Genomic DNA, 16,720 nt, shown 5'->3' with positions numbered 1-16,720 from the left:
TTAAATAAATATTTTATCATAAAAGGTTTATTTTTGTATAAAAAGTTTAAGTAGAAAACTACTTAAACTGGAATAACGCGTATATTTGGGCTAAGTTCTTCTTGTAAGATGTTTTCAATAGCATATAAAGTCGCACCACTTCCGCTTGAGCAACCACTGCAAGCTCCTAAATAACGAATATATATATCTATATTTTTATTATCGCTTTTTTGAATATCAATTACTTCTAAATCCCCACCATCACCATGTAACATAGGACGCACATCGCTATCTAAAACAGCTTCTACGGCTTTTAATTGTCCAACCGTGGTCATTTCATCAAAAGAAAGATCGCCTTTGCTTTGCTCTTTTAATTTTTCTTTATCCATCTCAGCACGAGTTTGGGCTAATATATCTACTAGATAATATTCTCTTTTTTCGTGACCACCAGCTTTTACACAGGATTTACAAAAAGCTCCTGCTTTTGTATATTGAGTGATTTCTTCTACACTTTTTAAATCATTTAATTTTATAACTTCTTTTATTGTTCCAAGACTTACTCTAGCACACTCACAAACTATGATTTGATCTTCAAAATCTTCAGGATTAACTCCTTTGTATTGAGCTGCAGCTTGTTTTATAACATCATAAGCCATAACAGAACAATGCATTTTTTGAGGTGGAACTGCTGGAGTTTCAGGATTATCTCTCATCGCAAATTCTACATCTAAATTTGTGATTTTAACGGCTTCATCTACTGTTTTTCCTATGCAAAGTTCAGCCATGGTGTCGCTACTTGCTATAGCTGTTCCACAACCAAAGCTTTTAAATTTAGCATCTATAATTTTATCCGTTTTTTCATCTACAAGCCAATAAAGTCTAACAGCATCACCACAACTTTCAGCTCCAAAATCAGCTACGATTAATTTTGCATTTGCTTGTTTTGCATCATCTTCTGTAAATTCACCCATATGTCTTGGATTATTCATTCTATCTTGAACTTTATTTGAGTATTCATCCCAAATTGATCCACCAATTAAATTATTTTTTGCCATTTTTTATCCTTTAATTATTTTGTGGCTTATAAGCATAAGTGCTTGAAATTTGTCTTAATCTTTGTGTTGCTTTTTTTATTTGATCAGCTGCATAATCGATTTCTTCTTCTGTGTTAAATCTTGACAAAGAAAGTCTTAAAGCAGTATGAGCTAAATCATTTTCTGCGCCAATTGCTTCCATGATAGGATTGCTTTCAAGTGCTTCACTAGCACAGGCTGAACCAGTGCTTGCTGCTATGCCATTTTTATTTAAATCCCAAAGCATAGCTTCTCCTTCAACACCTTTTATACTAGCTAAAATAGTATTTGGTACTCTTCTTGATCTATCTCCTACCACGCTAGTATCAGGTATAGTTAAAATTAAATCTTCCAATTTATCTCTTAATCTTCTAATATGGGAATTTTCAAAATCAAGCATATTGTTTGCTATTCTTAAAGCTTCTGCCATAGCAATAATATAAGCAACATTTAAAGTTCCACTTCTTCTTCCTCCCATATGCTCTCCACCATGCAATAAAGGAGTAAGTTCTAAACCTTTTTTTATAAATAATCCTCCAACTCCTTTTGGTCCATGGAATTTATGTGCAGAAAATGAGGCAAAATCAACCCCAGCTTTTGTCAAATTTACTTTTATTTTACCCACTGCTTGAGTAGCATCTGTGTGAAACAATGCTCCATGTTCATGAGCAACTTGAGCCATTTCTTCTATAGGAAAAATCATTCCTGTTTCATTATTTGCCCACATTATGCTTACAAGAGCTGTTTTGTCTGAAATTGCATTTTTTAGATCTTGTACGCTTGGGATTCCTTCATGATCAACTCCAAGCTCTATAACCTTAACACCTAAATTTTTCAAAAACATAGCTGTTGCAGCTACGGCAGGATGCTCGACGCTTGAAATGATTATTTCATTTTTATTTTTGTTTAAAATTTGATCAAAATATACACCTTTTAATACCCAATTTATACTCTCAGTGGCACAGGATGTGATGATAATATCATCTAAATCACTTGCTCCAAGTCCAGTATAAAGTTTATCCATAGCCTCTTTTAAAGCAGGGTGTGTTGCACTGCCCCATTGATGAAGACTATTTGGATTTCCATAATTTTCTTCAAAAAAAGGTTTCATAAGCTCATATGCTTCTGGAGCTAATTGTGTTGTTGCATTATTATCCAAATATACTTTCAAAATTTTACTCCTTTTAATTAGGATAATTTTTATCTTTTTTTGTAATATACACTAAAATATTAAATTTAACTTTAAACTTTAGGTAAGTTTTTAGCTTGTGTAAAATATGGTTGATATTTTAACACAAGTTAAGCCATTGCATTCAAATAAGAGTGTAAAATTTTATTGATATTAGCTTGTCTTTTTCTATTTTCTAAAAACTGAGTATCTAAAAACGCTTTTTGGGAGTTTATTTTTTCAAGATCGATATGATCGCTTTTATGATTGAAGTCATTTTTGAGTTTTTCAAAACTATTTTGAGTTTGTTCCACATAAAGGCTATATATAGAACTAGAATTTGCAAATTCTTCCATATTGATACTGTGTTGATAGTTGATGTATTGTTGAAAAAATACAGAAAGTTTATCTTCTGAAGTAGTGTTTTTATCCACTCCATTTATGTAAAGATATAAATCAAAGCTCATTTTTTCTTTATTGTTTTCATCGATGAAATCTTTTGGATCTAGCTCACCTCTCATTAATTTTTGAAATTTTACATTAGAGGAAAAATCAAGCTCTATAGGAGACATGAAAAAATTTGCTTTTTGTTCATTTTGACTTTTTACATCATTATAAATATAATTTAATAATAACCCACTTTTTGTAACTTCTCCGTTTTTACTTAAATAAGGTTTGATTATAGGATTATTTGAAGTATTTTCGACGCTAGAATTGAAAGCAAAATCTCCAATTTTATTATCAAGCATTAGGGTGTTTAAATTTTTATTAGCATCTTTTGCCTCTTGAAGTTCTTTGGAATTTTCATATACTTTTAAAATTTTTCCATCATAATCATAGCTGTATCCTTGATTTAAGCTCAAAATAGTGCTTTTGTTAAGAAAAGAATTATCATTATTTTCAAATTCGGGATTAATGGTTTTTAAGGTGTTATGGTATGAATTTAAAAGTTTTGGCAAATCAATTTTATTGTAGTTTAAATTTTCATCTAATTTGGTTAATTGTTTTGAAATTTCTCTAATACTTTTGATATTTATATCATAATCAAGAGGAATCTTTGCGCTTTTATTTAAGTCTTTTTCAAAAAATCCTTTTTCGTCTATCCTAAAGCCAAATTCACTTGCATAGGTTATTTTATAATCATTGTCAAAATTTTCTTTAGATTTTGTAAAATCATTTTGAGCGACATTGTTGGCGGTATCTTTTTTAGGTTCTAAATTTTCTAACTTTGCAAAGGAAGAATTTGCAAAATTTTGATACGGATTGATATTTGAACTAATAAACATAACTCTTCTCTTTAAAAATATTGCTTAACTTAAATTAAGCAAAAGCTATGCCAATATTTTTAAATTGAAGAGAAAAGATTAAGCGTAAATGTCAAGCGATCCTGAACTATTAGTAGGAGTAGTAGTTGGAGCAGTGTTTGCATTTACGCCTTCGAGTACTTGCATTACAGCATTTTCGTTTGCTTCTATAGTTTTTTTCATCACAGTAGTTGCAATGTTAAGCATTAAGCTTGCCTGATTGTTAGTAACTTCGCCCATAACTTACTCCTTTTGTTTGGATTCATAAGTATTATCGGCAAAGTTTTGTTAATATTAAGCGATATTGTAAATTTTTGAAAGATAATTGTTGTGAGTTGCTTCTTTTTCTTCTAAAATATCGATGTAATTTTTAAATTCATCCATATTTTTAAATAAATTTTTCATATGAGCAAAAAGTTCTTGAGAAAAATTTTCAAGATTATTTTGAGATTTGAGATATCTTTCTATTTGATAAAATCTTGCAATTTCTTTTTGATATTCTTCTTGGGTTAGTCTATGGGCTCTGAATTCTTCATTGATCATTCTTTTATCGTTAAGAATAAATGATCTTTTTTGGTTGTTAATTTTAAATTCTACTATAAAATCATCATTTGATGTGATGATTTTCATATATTTTAATTTAGCTTTAGATTCAGTAAGTTCAAAACTAATGCATTCAAGAAACATTTGAGTATAAATTTCTCTTTCAAATATGTTTTGACAAATATCTATATAATTTAAAGCTAAATTGGTTTGAAAATCTAATATAGCTGTATTTGACATGATTCATCCTTTTATTCATGACTTTTTAATATCTGAAATATTAAGCAAGAATCATTCCAAATAATCAAGAATCAATCATTTTTAGCATATTAATGGTATCTTCAAATTCAAAACTTTCTTCAGGATTTTGACTAAGAAATTGTTGCATAAAATCTTTTTTAGCTATGGCTTGATCAAGTTCTTTATCGCTACCTTTTTGATAAGCTCCAATTCTTAATAAAACTTCATTTTCTTTTAACAAAGAATTCAAGCGTTTAAATCTTCTAGCACTCATTTTATGTTCAGGAGTGATTATATCCCCCATAACTCTTGAGGCTGAATTTTGTATATTTATAGGAGGATAAATTCCAAAATCAGTAAGTTCTCTGCTTAAAACTATGTGCCCATCAAGTATAGATCTGCTTTGATCAGCTATTGGATCGCTCATATCATCACCATCTACAAGCACTGTAAAAAAAGCTGTTATAGTTCCTTTACCTTCTTCTTTACCGGCTCGCTCCATTAGTTGAGGTAAAAGACTTAAAACGCTAGGTGGGTATCCTTTTGTAGTTGGAGGTTCACCTAAAGCAAGTCCTATTTCTCTTTGAGCCATAGCAAAACGCGTTACGCTATCCATTATAAAAAGCACATCCTTACCTTGCTCTTTAAAATATTCAGCCACACTCATAGCACAAAATGCACCATATTTTCTCATCAATGCACTATCATCACTTGTAGCTACTATGATAACAGTATCATCAAGCTTCCCACCTAAATTTTTTTGTATAAATTCAGGGATTTCTCTGCCGCGTTCGCCTATTAAAGCTATAACTTTTATAGGAGCTTTGGAATTTTTTACTATCATACCCATTAAGGTTGATTTTCCAACCCCACTACCTGCAAAAATTCCAAGCTTTTGTCCCACTCCACAAGTTAAAAGCGCATCTATAGTCTTAACTCCAACTGGAAAAACCTCTTCTATCAAACCTCTTTTCATAGCATCTATTGGAGCTCGCATAATAGGCATAAATTTACTTGCTTCTATAGGTCCTTTACCATCTTTTGGGTGCATAAAAGGATCTACTACGCGTCCTAATAACGCATCGCTTACACCTATTTGCATCCCTGCATCATTTATAAATGCACGATCTCCTATTTTAAATCCTTCAACAAAGCCAAATGGACTTAAATAGCTTAAATTTTCATCTACTTCTACAACCATAGCCATAGCTTCTTTGCTTTCATCTTCGCTAGATACTATTTTTATGATATCGCCTATGCTAGTTTTTAAACCATTAATTTCTATACTAGTGCTTGAAATTTTAGTAATTTGTCCAAAAACACTAGAAAGATTTTGTGAAGAAATTTTGCTTCTAAGTTTTTCTAAACCCATTTAAAATCTTACCTGCTTAGATGAATTTATCAAAGAAAAAAACTCTCGTCTAGTTTTTTCGCTTTTTAAAAAACTTCCTCTTAAAGCTGAAGTGCTAGTAGTAGAATTTGCCTTTTGAACTCCGCGCATTTCAACACACATATGCCTTGCTTCTATGACTACTCCTACTCCTTTTGCACCGACATGCTCCATTAAAGATTCTGCGATTTGTTCAGTGAGCTGTTCTTGAATTTGCAAGCGTCTTGCAAACACTTCTACAAGACGGGGAATTTTAGAAAGACCAACTACTTTTTTATCAGGTATATAAGCTACATGCACTCTTCCAAAAAAAGGCAGCAAATGATGCTCACAAAGACTATAAAATTCTATATCTCTTACTAAAACCATTTCATTATTTGAGCTTTCAAACAAAGCATCATTTAAAATTTTTTTAGGATCTTGTTTATAACCACTTGTTAAAAATTCAAAAGCTTTAAATACTCTAGTAGGAGTTTTTAAAAGGCCTTCTCTTTGAGGATTTTCACCTATAATTTCTAACATATTTTTTACTGAATTTTCAAATTTTTCTTGCATTTTTTCTCCATAAAAATGAAAATTTTAACATATTTTTATTTTTATATGATAGTGATAAGGAAAATTTTGGTATATTGTCAAAAATTTATTTTATGAAGAGGAAAAATATTATGGAAGTTACAGCAAAATTACTTGATTTTGCAAATGCAAATGCTACTATAAAAATTACTCAAGAAGCTATTAAAGCTGAGATTGAGAAATTAGCTAAAAAAGCATCTAAAAGCGTTAAAATGGATGGTTTTAGAGCAGGAAAAGTTCCTGTAGCTGCGGTGCTTAAAAGATACGAAAAAGAACTTACAAAAGATGCAGAGCAAGATCTTTTAAGAAATGCTGTAGATAGTGCTTTAAAAGAAATCAAAAAAGACGCAAAAGATTTAGTAGGTGAGCCATATTTTGAAAAATTTGAGAGAAAAGATGGTGGTATTGATGCTACTATGGTTTTATCTTTTAAACCAGAAGTAAAAATTGAAGGTTATGAAGAATTAATCCCAACTTATAATACTCCAAAAGTAACTCAAAAAGAAATTGATGCTAAAAAAGAAGAGCTTTTAAAAAGATTTGCAACTCCTGAAGCTATAAAAGAAGATAGAGCTATAAAAGAAGGAGATTTTGTTAAATTTGACTTTGAAGGTTTTGTTGATGGCAAGGCTTTTGATGGAGGCAAAGCTCAAAATTATGTGCTAGAGATTGGATCAAAACAATTTATACCAGGTTTTGAAGATGGTATGATAGGTCTTAAAAAGGGTGAGGAAAAAGATATTAATGTTACTTTTCCAAAAGAATACGGCGCAGCTCATTTAGCAGGAAAAGATGCGGTATTTAAAGTAAAAATTCATGAAATTCAAGAACTTAAAATACCAGAAATCAATGAAGAAATTTTAAAAAGCTTACTTCCAGGTGAAAAAGACTTAAGCACTGAAAAACTTGATGCTAAAATTAAAGAGCAAATAAAAAATGAAAAACTTTTTAAATTAATCAATGATGAATTAAAAAATCAATTTGCAGAAGCTTTAGTAAATAAATATGATTTTACTTTACCACAAAACATAGTAGAGCAAGAAACAGATATGCAATTTAGAAATTCTTTAAGAAATCTTAGTGAGGAAGAATTAAAAGAATTTAAAGATGAAACAAAATATAAAGAAAAAAGAGAAAGTTTTAAAGAAGATGCTCAAAAAAGTGTAAAACTCACTTTTATCATTGATGAATTGGCAAAAATTAGAAATATCCAAGTAAGTGATCAAGAGCTTATACAGGCAGTGTATTTTGAAGCTTATAGATATGGTTTTAATCCTCAAGAACATTTGGATAATTATAAAAAACAAGGTGCTTTACCTGCGATTAAAATGGCTTTGATAGAAGAAAAGCTTTTTGCTGATATTTTTAAAAAAAATGATAAGAAAAAAACTGACAAAGAAAGTGAAAAATAATGAGTTCTTATATCCCTTATGTAGTTGAAAAAACAAGCAGAGGCGAAAGAAGCTATGATATATACTCAAGATTATTAAAAGATAGAATTATTATGCTAAGTGGCGAGATACATGATGATCTTGCTGCTTCTATTGTTGCGCAATTTTTATTTTTAGAAGCAGAAGATCCACAAAAAGATATCTATCTTTATATCAATTCACCAGGTGGGGTTGTAACAAGTGGATTTAGTATATATGATACTATGAACTATATAAAGCCTGATGTATGCACTATTTGTATAGGTCAAGCTGCTTCTATGGGAGCTTTTTTGTTAAGTTGTGGAACACCAGGAAAGCGTTTTGCTTTACCAAATTCTAGAATAATGATACACCAACCATTAGGTGGAGCAAGGGGTCAAGCAACGGATATAGAAATTCAAGCTAAAGAAATTTTGAGATTAAAATCAATTTTAAATGATATTTTGGCTAAAAACACTAAGCAAAAACTTTCTAAAATCGAAAAAGATACAGATAGAGACTTTTTTATGAGTGCAGCTGAAGCAAAAGAATATGGTTTAATCGATAAGGTTTTAGAGAAAAGTTTTAAATAGGAAATAGCAATGCTAGATGATGATTTATTTGCTGAGTTAGACTTAAATATGGATTCAGCTTCTACAAAAGAAGCACCAAAGATCCAAAAAATTAGCGGCGGTGAATTTGAAAAATTTGCAAAATCTATTTTGTCTGAACTTGTTAAAGATAATGTACCTCCAACTCCTACAAATTACGGGGTGTATTTTCAGAAAATGTTAAATGATCGTCCTTTGGCATTTAAGAAAAAAATTACCGAAATTACAGAATTTGAGCAAAATGATGAAGGCGTAAAACGCGCAAATATCGAGCAAGATATTAAAAAAAGTTTTAGCTCAACTTCGGCTTTAGTTCAGTATATAGCAATGATATACAAACACCTTGAAACCATGAAAGATATGATTAAAAAAAGAAATTCAGAACTTGCTGTAAGTACAGGAAATTTAGCAGTTTCTAATGTTGTCCATGCTTTAGAAGGTGATATTTTAAGATTTTCAAATATTTTAGATCGATATTCTGATGAAATTAAAGAAAATTTTGATGAAGTAAGGCAAATTTATAAGCATCTAGAAGAACAAAGCGATTTTGATTGTAAATTTGGAGTTTATAATAAACGATATTTTTTAGAAACCTTAGAAAAAAGCATAGAGAGCAATTTAAAATACAGCTATCATACTACTTTATTGTTTTTTAAAGTTAAAGATGAAACCTTAGAACAAGCATGTACTCAAAAAGAAAAAATTGCATTTTTAAAAAGCGTATGTAAGATACTTGCTAAAAATATTTCTTCAAGTGATTTGATAGCTCATTGCGGTAATAATATTTTTGTAGCTTTAATGTCGCATACTAATTTAGAAAAAGCACAAGAGCTAAGTAATAAATTTTTAGAATCATTAGAAAATTCAAATTTCTTCTTAGCAGATAAAGAAATTCAAATTAATGCTGAACTTGTAATTGGCGTGGTAAATAAAGATAGCAAAAGCCAAGATTTAGTAAATAAATGCATTGATGCTTTAAAAAATACTGGTAAAGATTTAGAATCTTTTGTGGTGATAGAAAGATAAATTATGCTAAGAGAAATCATCACTTATCCAAATCCAAGATTATTTTTACAATCACAAAAAGTTGAAAAATTTGATGAAAATTTGCATGTATTATTAGATGATATGTATGAAACAATGATAGCAAATAAAGGCGTGGGCTTAGCTGCCATACAAGTTGATGTGCCTTTGAGGGCTTTGTTAGTAGATATTGGAGATGAAGAAGGCGAACAAAAAGACAAACAAACGCTTATAGAAATTATAAATCCTATCATTACTCCTTTAGATGATGAAAAAATATCTTGTAATGAAGGATGTTTAAGCATACCAGGGTATTATGAAGATGTAATGCGTTATAAAAATATAAAACTTGATTACCAAGATCGCTTTGGAAAAGCACAGACTTTAATAGCACATGATTTTTTAGCAGTGGCTATTCAGCATGAAGTAGATCATCTTGATGGGCATTTATTTATAGAAAAACTTTCTTTTTTAAAACGCAAAAAATTTGATAAAGAATTTAAGAAAAAAACTAAAAAAATCAAATGAAAAAACTAAAATGTGCGAGTTTTTCTACAGAGCTTGATATCATAGATGTAGAATCAACTTTCACAAGAGGTTTGCCAGGTTTTAATATAGTAGGTTTGCCAAATTGTGCCATAAAAGAAAGCACAGAAAGAGTTAAGGCAACATTATTAAGTCAAAATTTTACTTTCCCAGCACAAAAAATCACTATCAATTTAAGTCCTTCAGATATACCTAAAAATGGATCTCATTTTGATTTGGCTATTGCTATTTTGATTTTATTTCAAAAAGAAAATTTAGATGATTTTTTTGTATTTGGAGAGCTTGGGTTAGATGGGAGCATTAAAAGCACTGCTAGTATGTTCTCGCTTTTGCTTTTTTTGAGTTCAAAGCTTGAATATGCAAAAGTTGTGGTGCCAAAAAATATCGCACTAAAAGCTTCTATGATACCCAATTTAGAAATTTATGCTTTAGAAAATTTAAACCAAGCGGTAGATTTTTTTAAGGAAAAAAATTACCAAGCTTATAGAATTTGCAATGCTCATCCTTTATTTTTGAATGCTTTAGAAATTAATGGTCAAAAATACATTAAAAATGAAAATTTTATCCATGATTTTAAAGATATCAAAGGCCAAGAAAATGCTAAATTTGCTTGTATGGTGGCTGCGCTTGGAATGCATAATATTTTATTTGAAGGTAGTCCAGGTTGTGGTAAGAGTATGTGCGCTAAAAGAATTGCATACATTATGCCACCTCAAAGTTTAAAAGAAGTGTTATCTCAAAATGCCTATAAATCCTTAAATTCTTTAGATGATGATTTTAGTGCAAGTAGAATTTTTAGAAGTCCTCATCATACAAGCACTAAAGCAAGTATTTTTGGTGGTGGAACTAAAAGTGCAAAAATAGGAGAAGTGGCATTAGCAAATGGTGGAGTATTGTTTTTTGATGAATTTCCACATTTTTCAAGACAAATTATAGAAAGTTTAAGAGAGCCTTTGGAAGATTATAAAATTTTAATTTCTAGAGTAAATAATAAAGTCGTCTATGAGACTAAATTTTTATTTGTATGCGCGCAAAATCCTTGTCCTTGTGGGAATTTGTTTTCAAAACATCAAGCTTGTAGATGTTCTGAAAGTGAGATTAAAAAATATAAAAATAAAATATCTTCTCCTATACTCGATAGAATCGATCTTTATGTTGCCATGGATGAAATTTCATATGAAGATACCTCTAGTTTAAGTTCTAAACAAATGAGTCAAAAGGTTTTTGAAGGATTTTTGTTTCAAAAACAAAGAAATCAAGATGAATTTAATGCTAAATTAAACGAAGAACAAGTTAAAAAGTATTGCATTTTAGATAAAAATGCTCAAGAAATTTTAAACAAAGCTATAAATTCATATGGTTTTTCCCAAAGAGGTATCGACAAAACTTTAAAAGTTGCAAGAACTATTGCAGATTTAGAGCAAGAAAAATACATTTTAAAAAGCCATTTGCTAAAAGCTTTAAGTTTTAGGATGAGAAGTATATAGGAGAAAAGTATGGAAAATAAAAGTGTGGCTATTTTTATTGATGCAGAAAATATTCCTTCAAAATATGCAAAATCAATTTTTGATATAGCTTCTGATTATGGTGAGATTGTTATAAAAAGAATTTATGGGGATTGGACTCAAAAAAATATACAAAATTGGAAAGATCAAATCGCACAATATTCTATCATCGCTATGCAACAATTTAATTTTATAGCCAATAAAAATTCAAGTGATATGTATTTAATCACAGAAATTATGAGTGTGTTTTATGAAAAAGATATTGATATTTTTGTGATAGTATCAAGCGATAGCGATTATACTAGCTTGATACAAAAGCTTAAAGAAAATAAAAAACAAGTTATAGGTATGGGTTTAAAACAAGCTGTAAAATCCTATGTGAATTCTTTTAATGAATTTTTTTATCTTGATCAAGATGAGTATAAAAGCAATATGATCATTAAAGAATACATTAAAGATTTAATCAATATCACAGAAGTTCTCATAGAAGAAAAAGGTCGCGCTGAATATGCCCAAATAAGAACTAATATGAACAGAAAACACGCTAATTTCACCCCGCAAAATTTTGGTTTTAAAAATTTTAGAGCCTTGGTTAAAGAATTCTTGCCAAAAATGAAGCAGTTTAAAGAAGCTAATGAAAAAAATATTTATTTTTTAGAAAAAGTCTAAAGGATCAAATATGGAAAATATTTTAATAGCTTTTTTGAGTGTATTGATTTTATCTTTAATATGGCTTTTATTTAAATACCAACATCAAAAAAATAAAATTGAAATTTTAGATCAAAATTACACTTTAATGCAAAATCAAAACACACTTTTAGAGCAAGAAAAAAAAGAAAATTTACAAAAAATTTCTCATCTTAATGAAGAAAAAATGATAATTTTATCTCAGTACGAAGCAATTAAAGCAAGATTAGAAGAAAAAGAACAACGCCAAAAAGAACTATTAAATACGCATTTGCAAGAACGCAATAATCTAAAAGAAGAATACACGCAAAATCTTGATCAGCTTGAAAAAAAGTATAAGCAAAATTTATTTGAGTTAAAACAAGAATTTGAGCAAAATTTACAAAGACAAAATGTAAATATTTTAAATCAAAATAAGCTTATGTTTAACGAAGATGCTAAAAAAATTTTAGAAGAAATTTTTATACCTGTTAAAAAAAGTGTTAAAGAATATAGCGAAAAACTTTCACAAAATGAAATAAGCTTAAAAACAAACATAGACAATATGTTTAAATTTAGCCAAAATATGGGAGAAAATGCTGATAAACTTGCTAAAATTTTAAAAGGCGATAAAAAAATTCGCGGTAATTTTGCAGAATTGCAGCTTAAATCAGTCCTTGAAAATAGCGGTTTAATACAAGGAGTTCAATATAAACTTCAAGAAAAATTTGAAAATGAAGATAAAACTTATATCCCTGATGCAGTGGTATTTTTAGATAATAAAAAAAGTATTATTATAGATGCTAAATTTTCTTTGCCAAATGATTTTAATTTTGAAGAGCTTAGCCAAAATACCATCAAAGAGCTAGCTTGTAATTTAAAATCTAGAATAGACGAGCTTGCTAAAAAGCCATATGCGCAATTTGACAAGCATACTTATGAATTTGTTTTGCTTTTTATACCTTATCAAAATATTTTAGATTTGGTTATTAGTGTAGATCTTGAAATTTATCAGTATGCTTATAAGAAAAAAGTCTATCTTACAACGCCTAATACGCTTTTTATGGCTTTAAATACCATTAATATTTCATGGAAAAATATCCAAAGCAATGAAAATATTTTAAAGGCTTTTGATGAGCTTGGAAAATTTCATGATAAATTTGTAGGGATTTTGGATGATTTTGAAAAAATTAAAGATGGAGTTAAAAAATTAAATACCAATATAGATAGTATGCAAAATAAACTAACTCATGGTAGTGGAAATATAGCTTCAAGGGTGGTTAAACTAAAAGAACTTGGCGCAAAAACTCAAAAATTTATTAAATATGAGATCAATGATGAAAGCAATATGTAAAGATAACACCCTTTTTGAAAAAGAGCTTTGTGATAAAGGTTTAGATGAACTTATTATGATGGAAAATGCAGGCATTAATCTTGCAAAATTTATTAAAAAACAAAGTAAAAAATTTAAAAATGCTAAAATTTTATTTTTGCTTGGTGGTGGAGGAAATGGAGCAGATGGGCTTGTGGCCATAAGACATCTTAAAAAATGCAAAGCTTATTGTTTTGATTATAAGCAAAGTTTTTTATTTAAAAAACAAAAAAGCATTTTAAAAAATGCAGGCTTTAAATTTTTAAAAAAAGAGCCTAAATTTAAGCATTATGACATTATAGTTGATTGTATTTTTGGCAGTGGTTTAAACAAGGCTTTAGATGAAAATCTACAAAAAATTTTTATAAAAATTAACAAAAGCAAAGCTTTAAAGATAGCTTGTGATACGCCTAGCGGACTTGGATTTGGTGAGTGTTTTAAAGCTGATTTTACTTTGTGTATGGGAGTGGTTAAAGAAAAGCTTTTAGAAGATTTTGCTAAAACTTATGTTGGTAAAATTAAATGTTTAAATTTAGGCTTAAATTTAAAACCAAAAGTTCAAAATTTTTTACTTGAAAAAAAAGATTTAAAGCTTATAGATAGAAAAATTAACTCTCATAAAGGAAATTTTGGTCATATTTATATATTAGCAAGTAAAAGTGCTGGTACTTTGGCTGGTCTTGGAGCTTTGGAATTTGGTGCTGGACTTGTTTCTTTAGTAGCTAAGGATAGTTTTTCGCCTTTGTTGATGGTAAAATCAAGCATAAGTTCAAAAGCAAACGCTATCGCCTTAGGTATGGGACTTGAAAATTTGGATATTTTACAAGATGAAATTTTAAACAATATCCCCTTGGTTTTAGATGCAAATTGCTTTCAAAGTCATCATATACTTTTACATTTAAACCGAAAAGATGTCATTATAACTCCACATCCTAAAGAATTTGCCTATCTTTTAAAAATGTGTTTTGGTGAAGATATTTCAACACAAGAGATACAAAAAAATCGTTTTTATTATGCTAAAAAATTTAGTGCTTGTTATGATTGTGTTTTAGTGTTAAAGGGTGCTAATACCATCATAACTCAAAAAGAAAAGCTTTATGTGGTAAATTGTGCTAATGCGGCTTTAGCAAAAGCTGGGAGTGGAGATGTTTTAAGTGGTATGATAGCAGCTTTACTTGGTGTAAAATTTGATGCTTTAAGTGCGGCAAGAAATTCTGTCTTAGCTCATGCATTGGTGGCTAAAAAGTATAAATTTAATCTTAATAGTTTTGATGCTTTAAAGCTTATTAAGGGACTAAAATGCTTATAAAACTTGCTGTGCTTTTTAGTGGTAATGGAAGTAATTTAGAAAATATTTTAAAAAAACTACACAAAAAAACATTTAAAGATAAAACTTTTGAAGTCGCACTTTGTATATGCAATAAAAAAGATGCCTTTGGTATACAAAGAGCTTTGAAATATGGTATTAAAACGACCATTATTGAGCATAAAAATTTTAAATTTAGAGAAGACTTTGATAAAATTTTAGTAGAAGAAATTCAAAAATATGATATTGATTTGACTATTTTAGCGGGTTTTATGAGAATTTTAAGCCCTGTATTTACTCAGCAAATTAAAGCCATAAACCTTCATCCATCTTTACTGCCTTTATTTAAGGGTGCTAATGCTATTAAAGAAAGCTATGAAAGTGATATGAAAGTAGCTGGAGTAAGCGTTCATTGGGTAAATGAAGAACTTGATGGTGGCATTATAATAGCGCAAAAAGCTTTTGAAAAAAACGATTTGACTTTAAAAGAATTTGAAGAAAAAATTCATTCTTTAGAATTTGAGCTTTTGCCTTTAGCTATTAGAAAAATTTTTGAAAACGATTAATTTTTCATTACTATAATTACAATTTTTATTTTCAAGGGAGATAAATGTTTGAATGGATTTTTAGCATTGATGCTTGGATTGTTTTATTTACCTTAATAGCTTTAGAGATTGTTTTAGGTATAGACAATATCATCTTTTTAGCTATTTTAGTAAGTAAATTACCACCTGAACATAGAGATAAAGGTAGGATTTTAGGTCTTGCTTTTGCGATGATTACTAGGATATTGTTACTATTTTCGTTATTTTGGGTAATGAAGCTTGTTACGCCTTTATTTAGTGTATTGGGTAATGAAATTTCTGGTAGAGATTTGGTTTTATTGCTTGGTGGATTGTTTTTGATTTTTAAATCAATCAAAGAAATTAAAGAGCATATTTCTCATAAAGAAGAAAATCACGCTAATGTTAAAATAAGCAATAAACTTTGGATAGTAGTAGCAGAGATTGCTATTATAGATATAGTATTTTCACTAGATAGTGTTATTACAGCTGTAGGAATTGCTCAAGATATAGAAATAATGATTATAGCTGTGATTATAGCTGTGATGGTTATGCTCTTTGCGTCTAAGCCAATTGCTAATTTTGTTGAAAAATATCCAAGTATAAAAATTTTAGCATTAGTATTTTTAGTGTTAATTGGTGCTGTTTTAGTTTGTGAAAGTTTTGACATACATATAGACAAAGCTTATATTTATACAGCGATGGCTTTTTCACTCGTGGTTGAAATTTTAAATATCATTGCTTCAAAAAAAGCAAAATCTTAACACCTTGATGTCTTTTTGACATCAAGATTATCTTGACTTTTAAATTTTTTTTATGTAGAATATCGCTTTTATTTTTAATACATCGGGGTGTAGCGCAGTCTGGTTAGCGCACTTGGTTTGGGACCAAGGGGCCGAAGGTTCGAATCCTTTCACCCCGACCATTTATATAAATGGTGAGTGTAGCTCAGTCGGTTAGAGCATCAGATTGTGGTCCTGAGGGTCGTGGGTTCGATTCCCATCACTCACCCCATCAGCGCTCGTAGCTCAACTGGATAGAGCGACAGACTTCGGATCTGTAGGTTATGGGTTCGATTCCTATCGGGCGCACCACATTGCCTGATATACTTCATTATTATGCGCTCATAGCTCAGCTGGATAGAGCAACGGCCTTCTAAGCCGTAGGTCAGAGGTTCGAATCCTCTTGAGCGTACCACTTTTAGCGGATGTGGTGAAATTGGCAGACACGCCAGACTTAGGATCTGGTGCAGCAATGCGTGAAGGTTCAAGTCCTTTCATCCGCACCACTTTTATCTTATTCTTATAGTTACAAGCTTATATAAATTAAAAACCCTATCTAAGTTAATTTAGTTTTTAATTTTTAATATCTTCTGTATATTTTCTAAAATCATTTTTAGATTTTTGTTTCTTCTTAAATTTTTAATTTTCTAAATATTTTGATAATTTT

17 protein-coding genes and 5 tRNA genes are annotated in these 16,720 nt (G+C 29.6%); 15 read left to right on the top strand and 7 right to left on the bottom strand.

Translation table 11 applies throughout. The features are described 5' to 3' along the window. Window positions 1-62: 62 nt before the first annotated feature. From CVOLT_RS07445 to folE, 7 genes are all read right to left on the bottom strand, one after another. On the bottom strand, window positions 63-1,034 hold the full coding sequence (locus CVOLT_RS07445) for a Fe-S cluster assembly scaffold protein IscU (protein WP_039666138.1): 972 nt from the start codon (window positions 1,032-1,034) through the stop codon (window positions 63-65). Window positions 1,035-1,044: 10 nt separating this feature from the next. Beyond that, window positions 1,045-2,223: a NifS family cysteine desulfurase gene (locus tag CVOLT_RS07440; protein WP_039666137.1), complete on the bottom strand. Its 1,179-nt coding sequence runs from the start codon at window positions 2,221-2,223 to the stop codon at window positions 1,045-1,047. 128 nt (window positions 2,224-2,351) lie between these two features. Beyond that, window positions 2,352-3,506 (bottom strand): Cj0814-related protein, encoded by a 1,155-nt coding sequence (locus tag CVOLT_RS07435; RefSeq protein WP_039666136.1) that lies wholly within the window; start codon window positions 3,504-3,506, stop codon window positions 2,352-2,354. A 78-nt stretch (window positions 3,507-3,584) separates the two neighbouring features. Beyond that, window positions 3,585-3,764: a putative motility protein gene (locus CVOLT_RS07430; protein WP_039666135.1), complete on the bottom strand. Its 180-nt coding sequence runs from the start codon at window positions 3,762-3,764 to the stop codon at window positions 3,585-3,587. 54 nt (window positions 3,765-3,818) lie between these two features. Next, on the bottom strand, window positions 3,819-4,307 hold the full coding sequence (locus tag CVOLT_RS07425; RefSeq protein WP_039666134.1) for a hypothetical protein: 489 nt from the start codon (window positions 4,305-4,307) through the stop codon (window positions 3,819-3,821). A gap of 64 nt (window positions 4,308-4,371) precedes the next feature. After that, on the bottom strand, window positions 4,372-5,679 hold the full coding sequence (gene fliI, locus CVOLT_RS07420) for a flagellar protein export ATPase FliI (RefSeq protein WP_039666133.1): 1,308 nt from the start codon (window positions 5,677-5,679) through the stop codon (window positions 4,372-4,374). Beyond that, on the bottom strand, window positions 5,680-6,252 hold the full coding sequence (gene folE, locus CVOLT_RS07415; RefSeq protein ID WP_039666132.1) for a GTP cyclohydrolase I FolE: 573 nt from the start codon (window positions 6,250-6,252) through the stop codon (window positions 5,680-5,682). 110 nt (window positions 6,253-6,362) lie between these two features. On the opposite strand from folE, the gene tig reads away from it, so the two are divergent. The 15 genes from tig to CVOLT_RS07340 all read left to right on the top strand — a co-directional run bounded on the left by tig (window position 6,363) and on the right by CVOLT_RS07340 (window position 16,559). Continuing rightward, complete coding sequence (gene tig, locus CVOLT_RS07410) at window positions 6,363-7,682, top strand: trigger factor (RefSeq protein ID WP_039666131.1); 1,320 nt, start codon at window positions 6,363-6,365, stop codon at window positions 7,680-7,682. Continuing rightward, window positions 7,682-8,272 (top strand): ATP-dependent Clp endopeptidase proteolytic subunit ClpP, encoded by a 591-nt coding sequence (clpP, locus tag CVOLT_RS07405; protein ID WP_039666130.1) that lies wholly within the window; start codon window positions 7,682-7,684, stop codon window positions 8,270-8,272. The genes tig and clpP overlap by 1 nt, the downstream gene beginning before the upstream one ends. Window positions 8,273-8,281: 9 nt before the next feature. Next, on the top strand, window positions 8,282-9,316 hold the full coding sequence (locus CVOLT_RS07400; RefSeq protein WP_039666129.1) for a GGDEF domain-containing protein: 1,035 nt from the start codon (window positions 8,282-8,284) through the stop codon (window positions 9,314-9,316). A gap of 3 nt (window positions 9,317-9,319) precedes the next feature. Continuing rightward, window positions 9,320-9,841: a peptide deformylase gene (gene def / locus CVOLT_RS07395; protein ID WP_039666128.1), complete on the top strand. Its 522-nt coding sequence runs from the start codon at window positions 9,320-9,322 to the stop codon at window positions 9,839-9,841. Next, window positions 9,838-11,346, top strand: a complete 1,509-nt coding sequence (locus tag CVOLT_RS07390; RefSeq protein WP_039666127.1) for a YifB family Mg chelatase-like AAA ATPase — start codon at window positions 9,838-9,840, stop codon at window positions 11,344-11,346. Before def ends, CVOLT_RS07390 begins: the two co-directional genes overlap by 4 nt. A 9-nt stretch (window positions 11,347-11,355) precedes the next feature. Beyond that, window positions 11,356-12,033: an NYN domain-containing protein gene (locus CVOLT_RS07385; RefSeq protein WP_039666126.1), complete on the top strand. Its 678-nt coding sequence runs from the start codon at window positions 11,356-11,358 to the stop codon at window positions 12,031-12,033. 10 nt (window positions 12,034-12,043) lie between these two features. Next, window positions 12,044-13,384 (top strand): DNA recombination protein RmuC, encoded by a 1,341-nt coding sequence (locus CVOLT_RS07380; protein WP_039666125.1) that lies wholly within the window; start codon window positions 12,044-12,046, stop codon window positions 13,382-13,384. Further along, entirely contained in the window at window positions 13,368-14,711 is a 1,344-nt protein-coding gene (locus CVOLT_RS07375; protein ID WP_039666321.1) for a bifunctional ADP-dependent NAD(P)H-hydrate dehydratase/NAD(P)H-hydrate epimerase, read from the top strand. The genes CVOLT_RS07380 and CVOLT_RS07375 overlap by 17 nt, the downstream gene beginning before the upstream one ends. Continuing rightward, on the top strand, window positions 14,702-15,274 hold the full coding sequence (gene purN, locus CVOLT_RS07370; protein WP_039666124.1) for a phosphoribosylglycinamide formyltransferase: 573 nt from the start codon (window positions 14,702-14,704) through the stop codon (window positions 15,272-15,274). Before CVOLT_RS07375 ends, purN begins: the two co-directional genes overlap by 10 nt. 44 nt (window positions 15,275-15,318) lie before the next feature. Continuing rightward, window positions 15,319-16,035: a TerC family protein gene (locus tag CVOLT_RS07365; RefSeq protein ID WP_039666123.1), complete on the top strand. Its 717-nt coding sequence runs from the start codon at window positions 15,319-15,321 to the stop codon at window positions 16,033-16,035. 83 nt (window positions 16,036-16,118) lie between these two features. Next, window positions 16,119-16,196 (top strand) — tRNA-Pro (locus CVOLT_RS07360). A 12-nt stretch (window positions 16,197-16,208) separates the two neighbouring features. Continuing rightward, a tRNA-His gene (locus CVOLT_RS07355) sits at window positions 16,209-16,285 on the top strand. Window positions 16,286-16,288: 3 nt separating this feature from the next. Beyond that, a tRNA-Arg gene (locus CVOLT_RS07350) sits at window positions 16,289-16,365 on the top strand. Between the two features lie 26 nt (window positions 16,366-16,391). After that, window positions 16,392-16,468: transfer RNA gene (locus tag CVOLT_RS07345), tRNA-Arg, on the top strand. Between the two features lie 6 nt (window positions 16,469-16,474). Beyond that, window positions 16,475-16,559 (top strand) — tRNA-Leu (locus CVOLT_RS07340). Window positions 16,560-16,720: the final 161 nt, after the last annotated feature.

The sequence above is a fragment of the Campylobacter volucris genome (genome assembly GCF_008245045.1).
GTDB classification, from domain to species: domain Bacteria; phylum Campylobacterota; class Campylobacteria; order Campylobacterales; family Campylobacteraceae; genus Campylobacter_D; species Campylobacter_D volucris.
The sequence above is the reverse complement of the archived record's forward strand: the minus strand, read 5'-3'. Positions and strand labels throughout refer to the sequence as shown.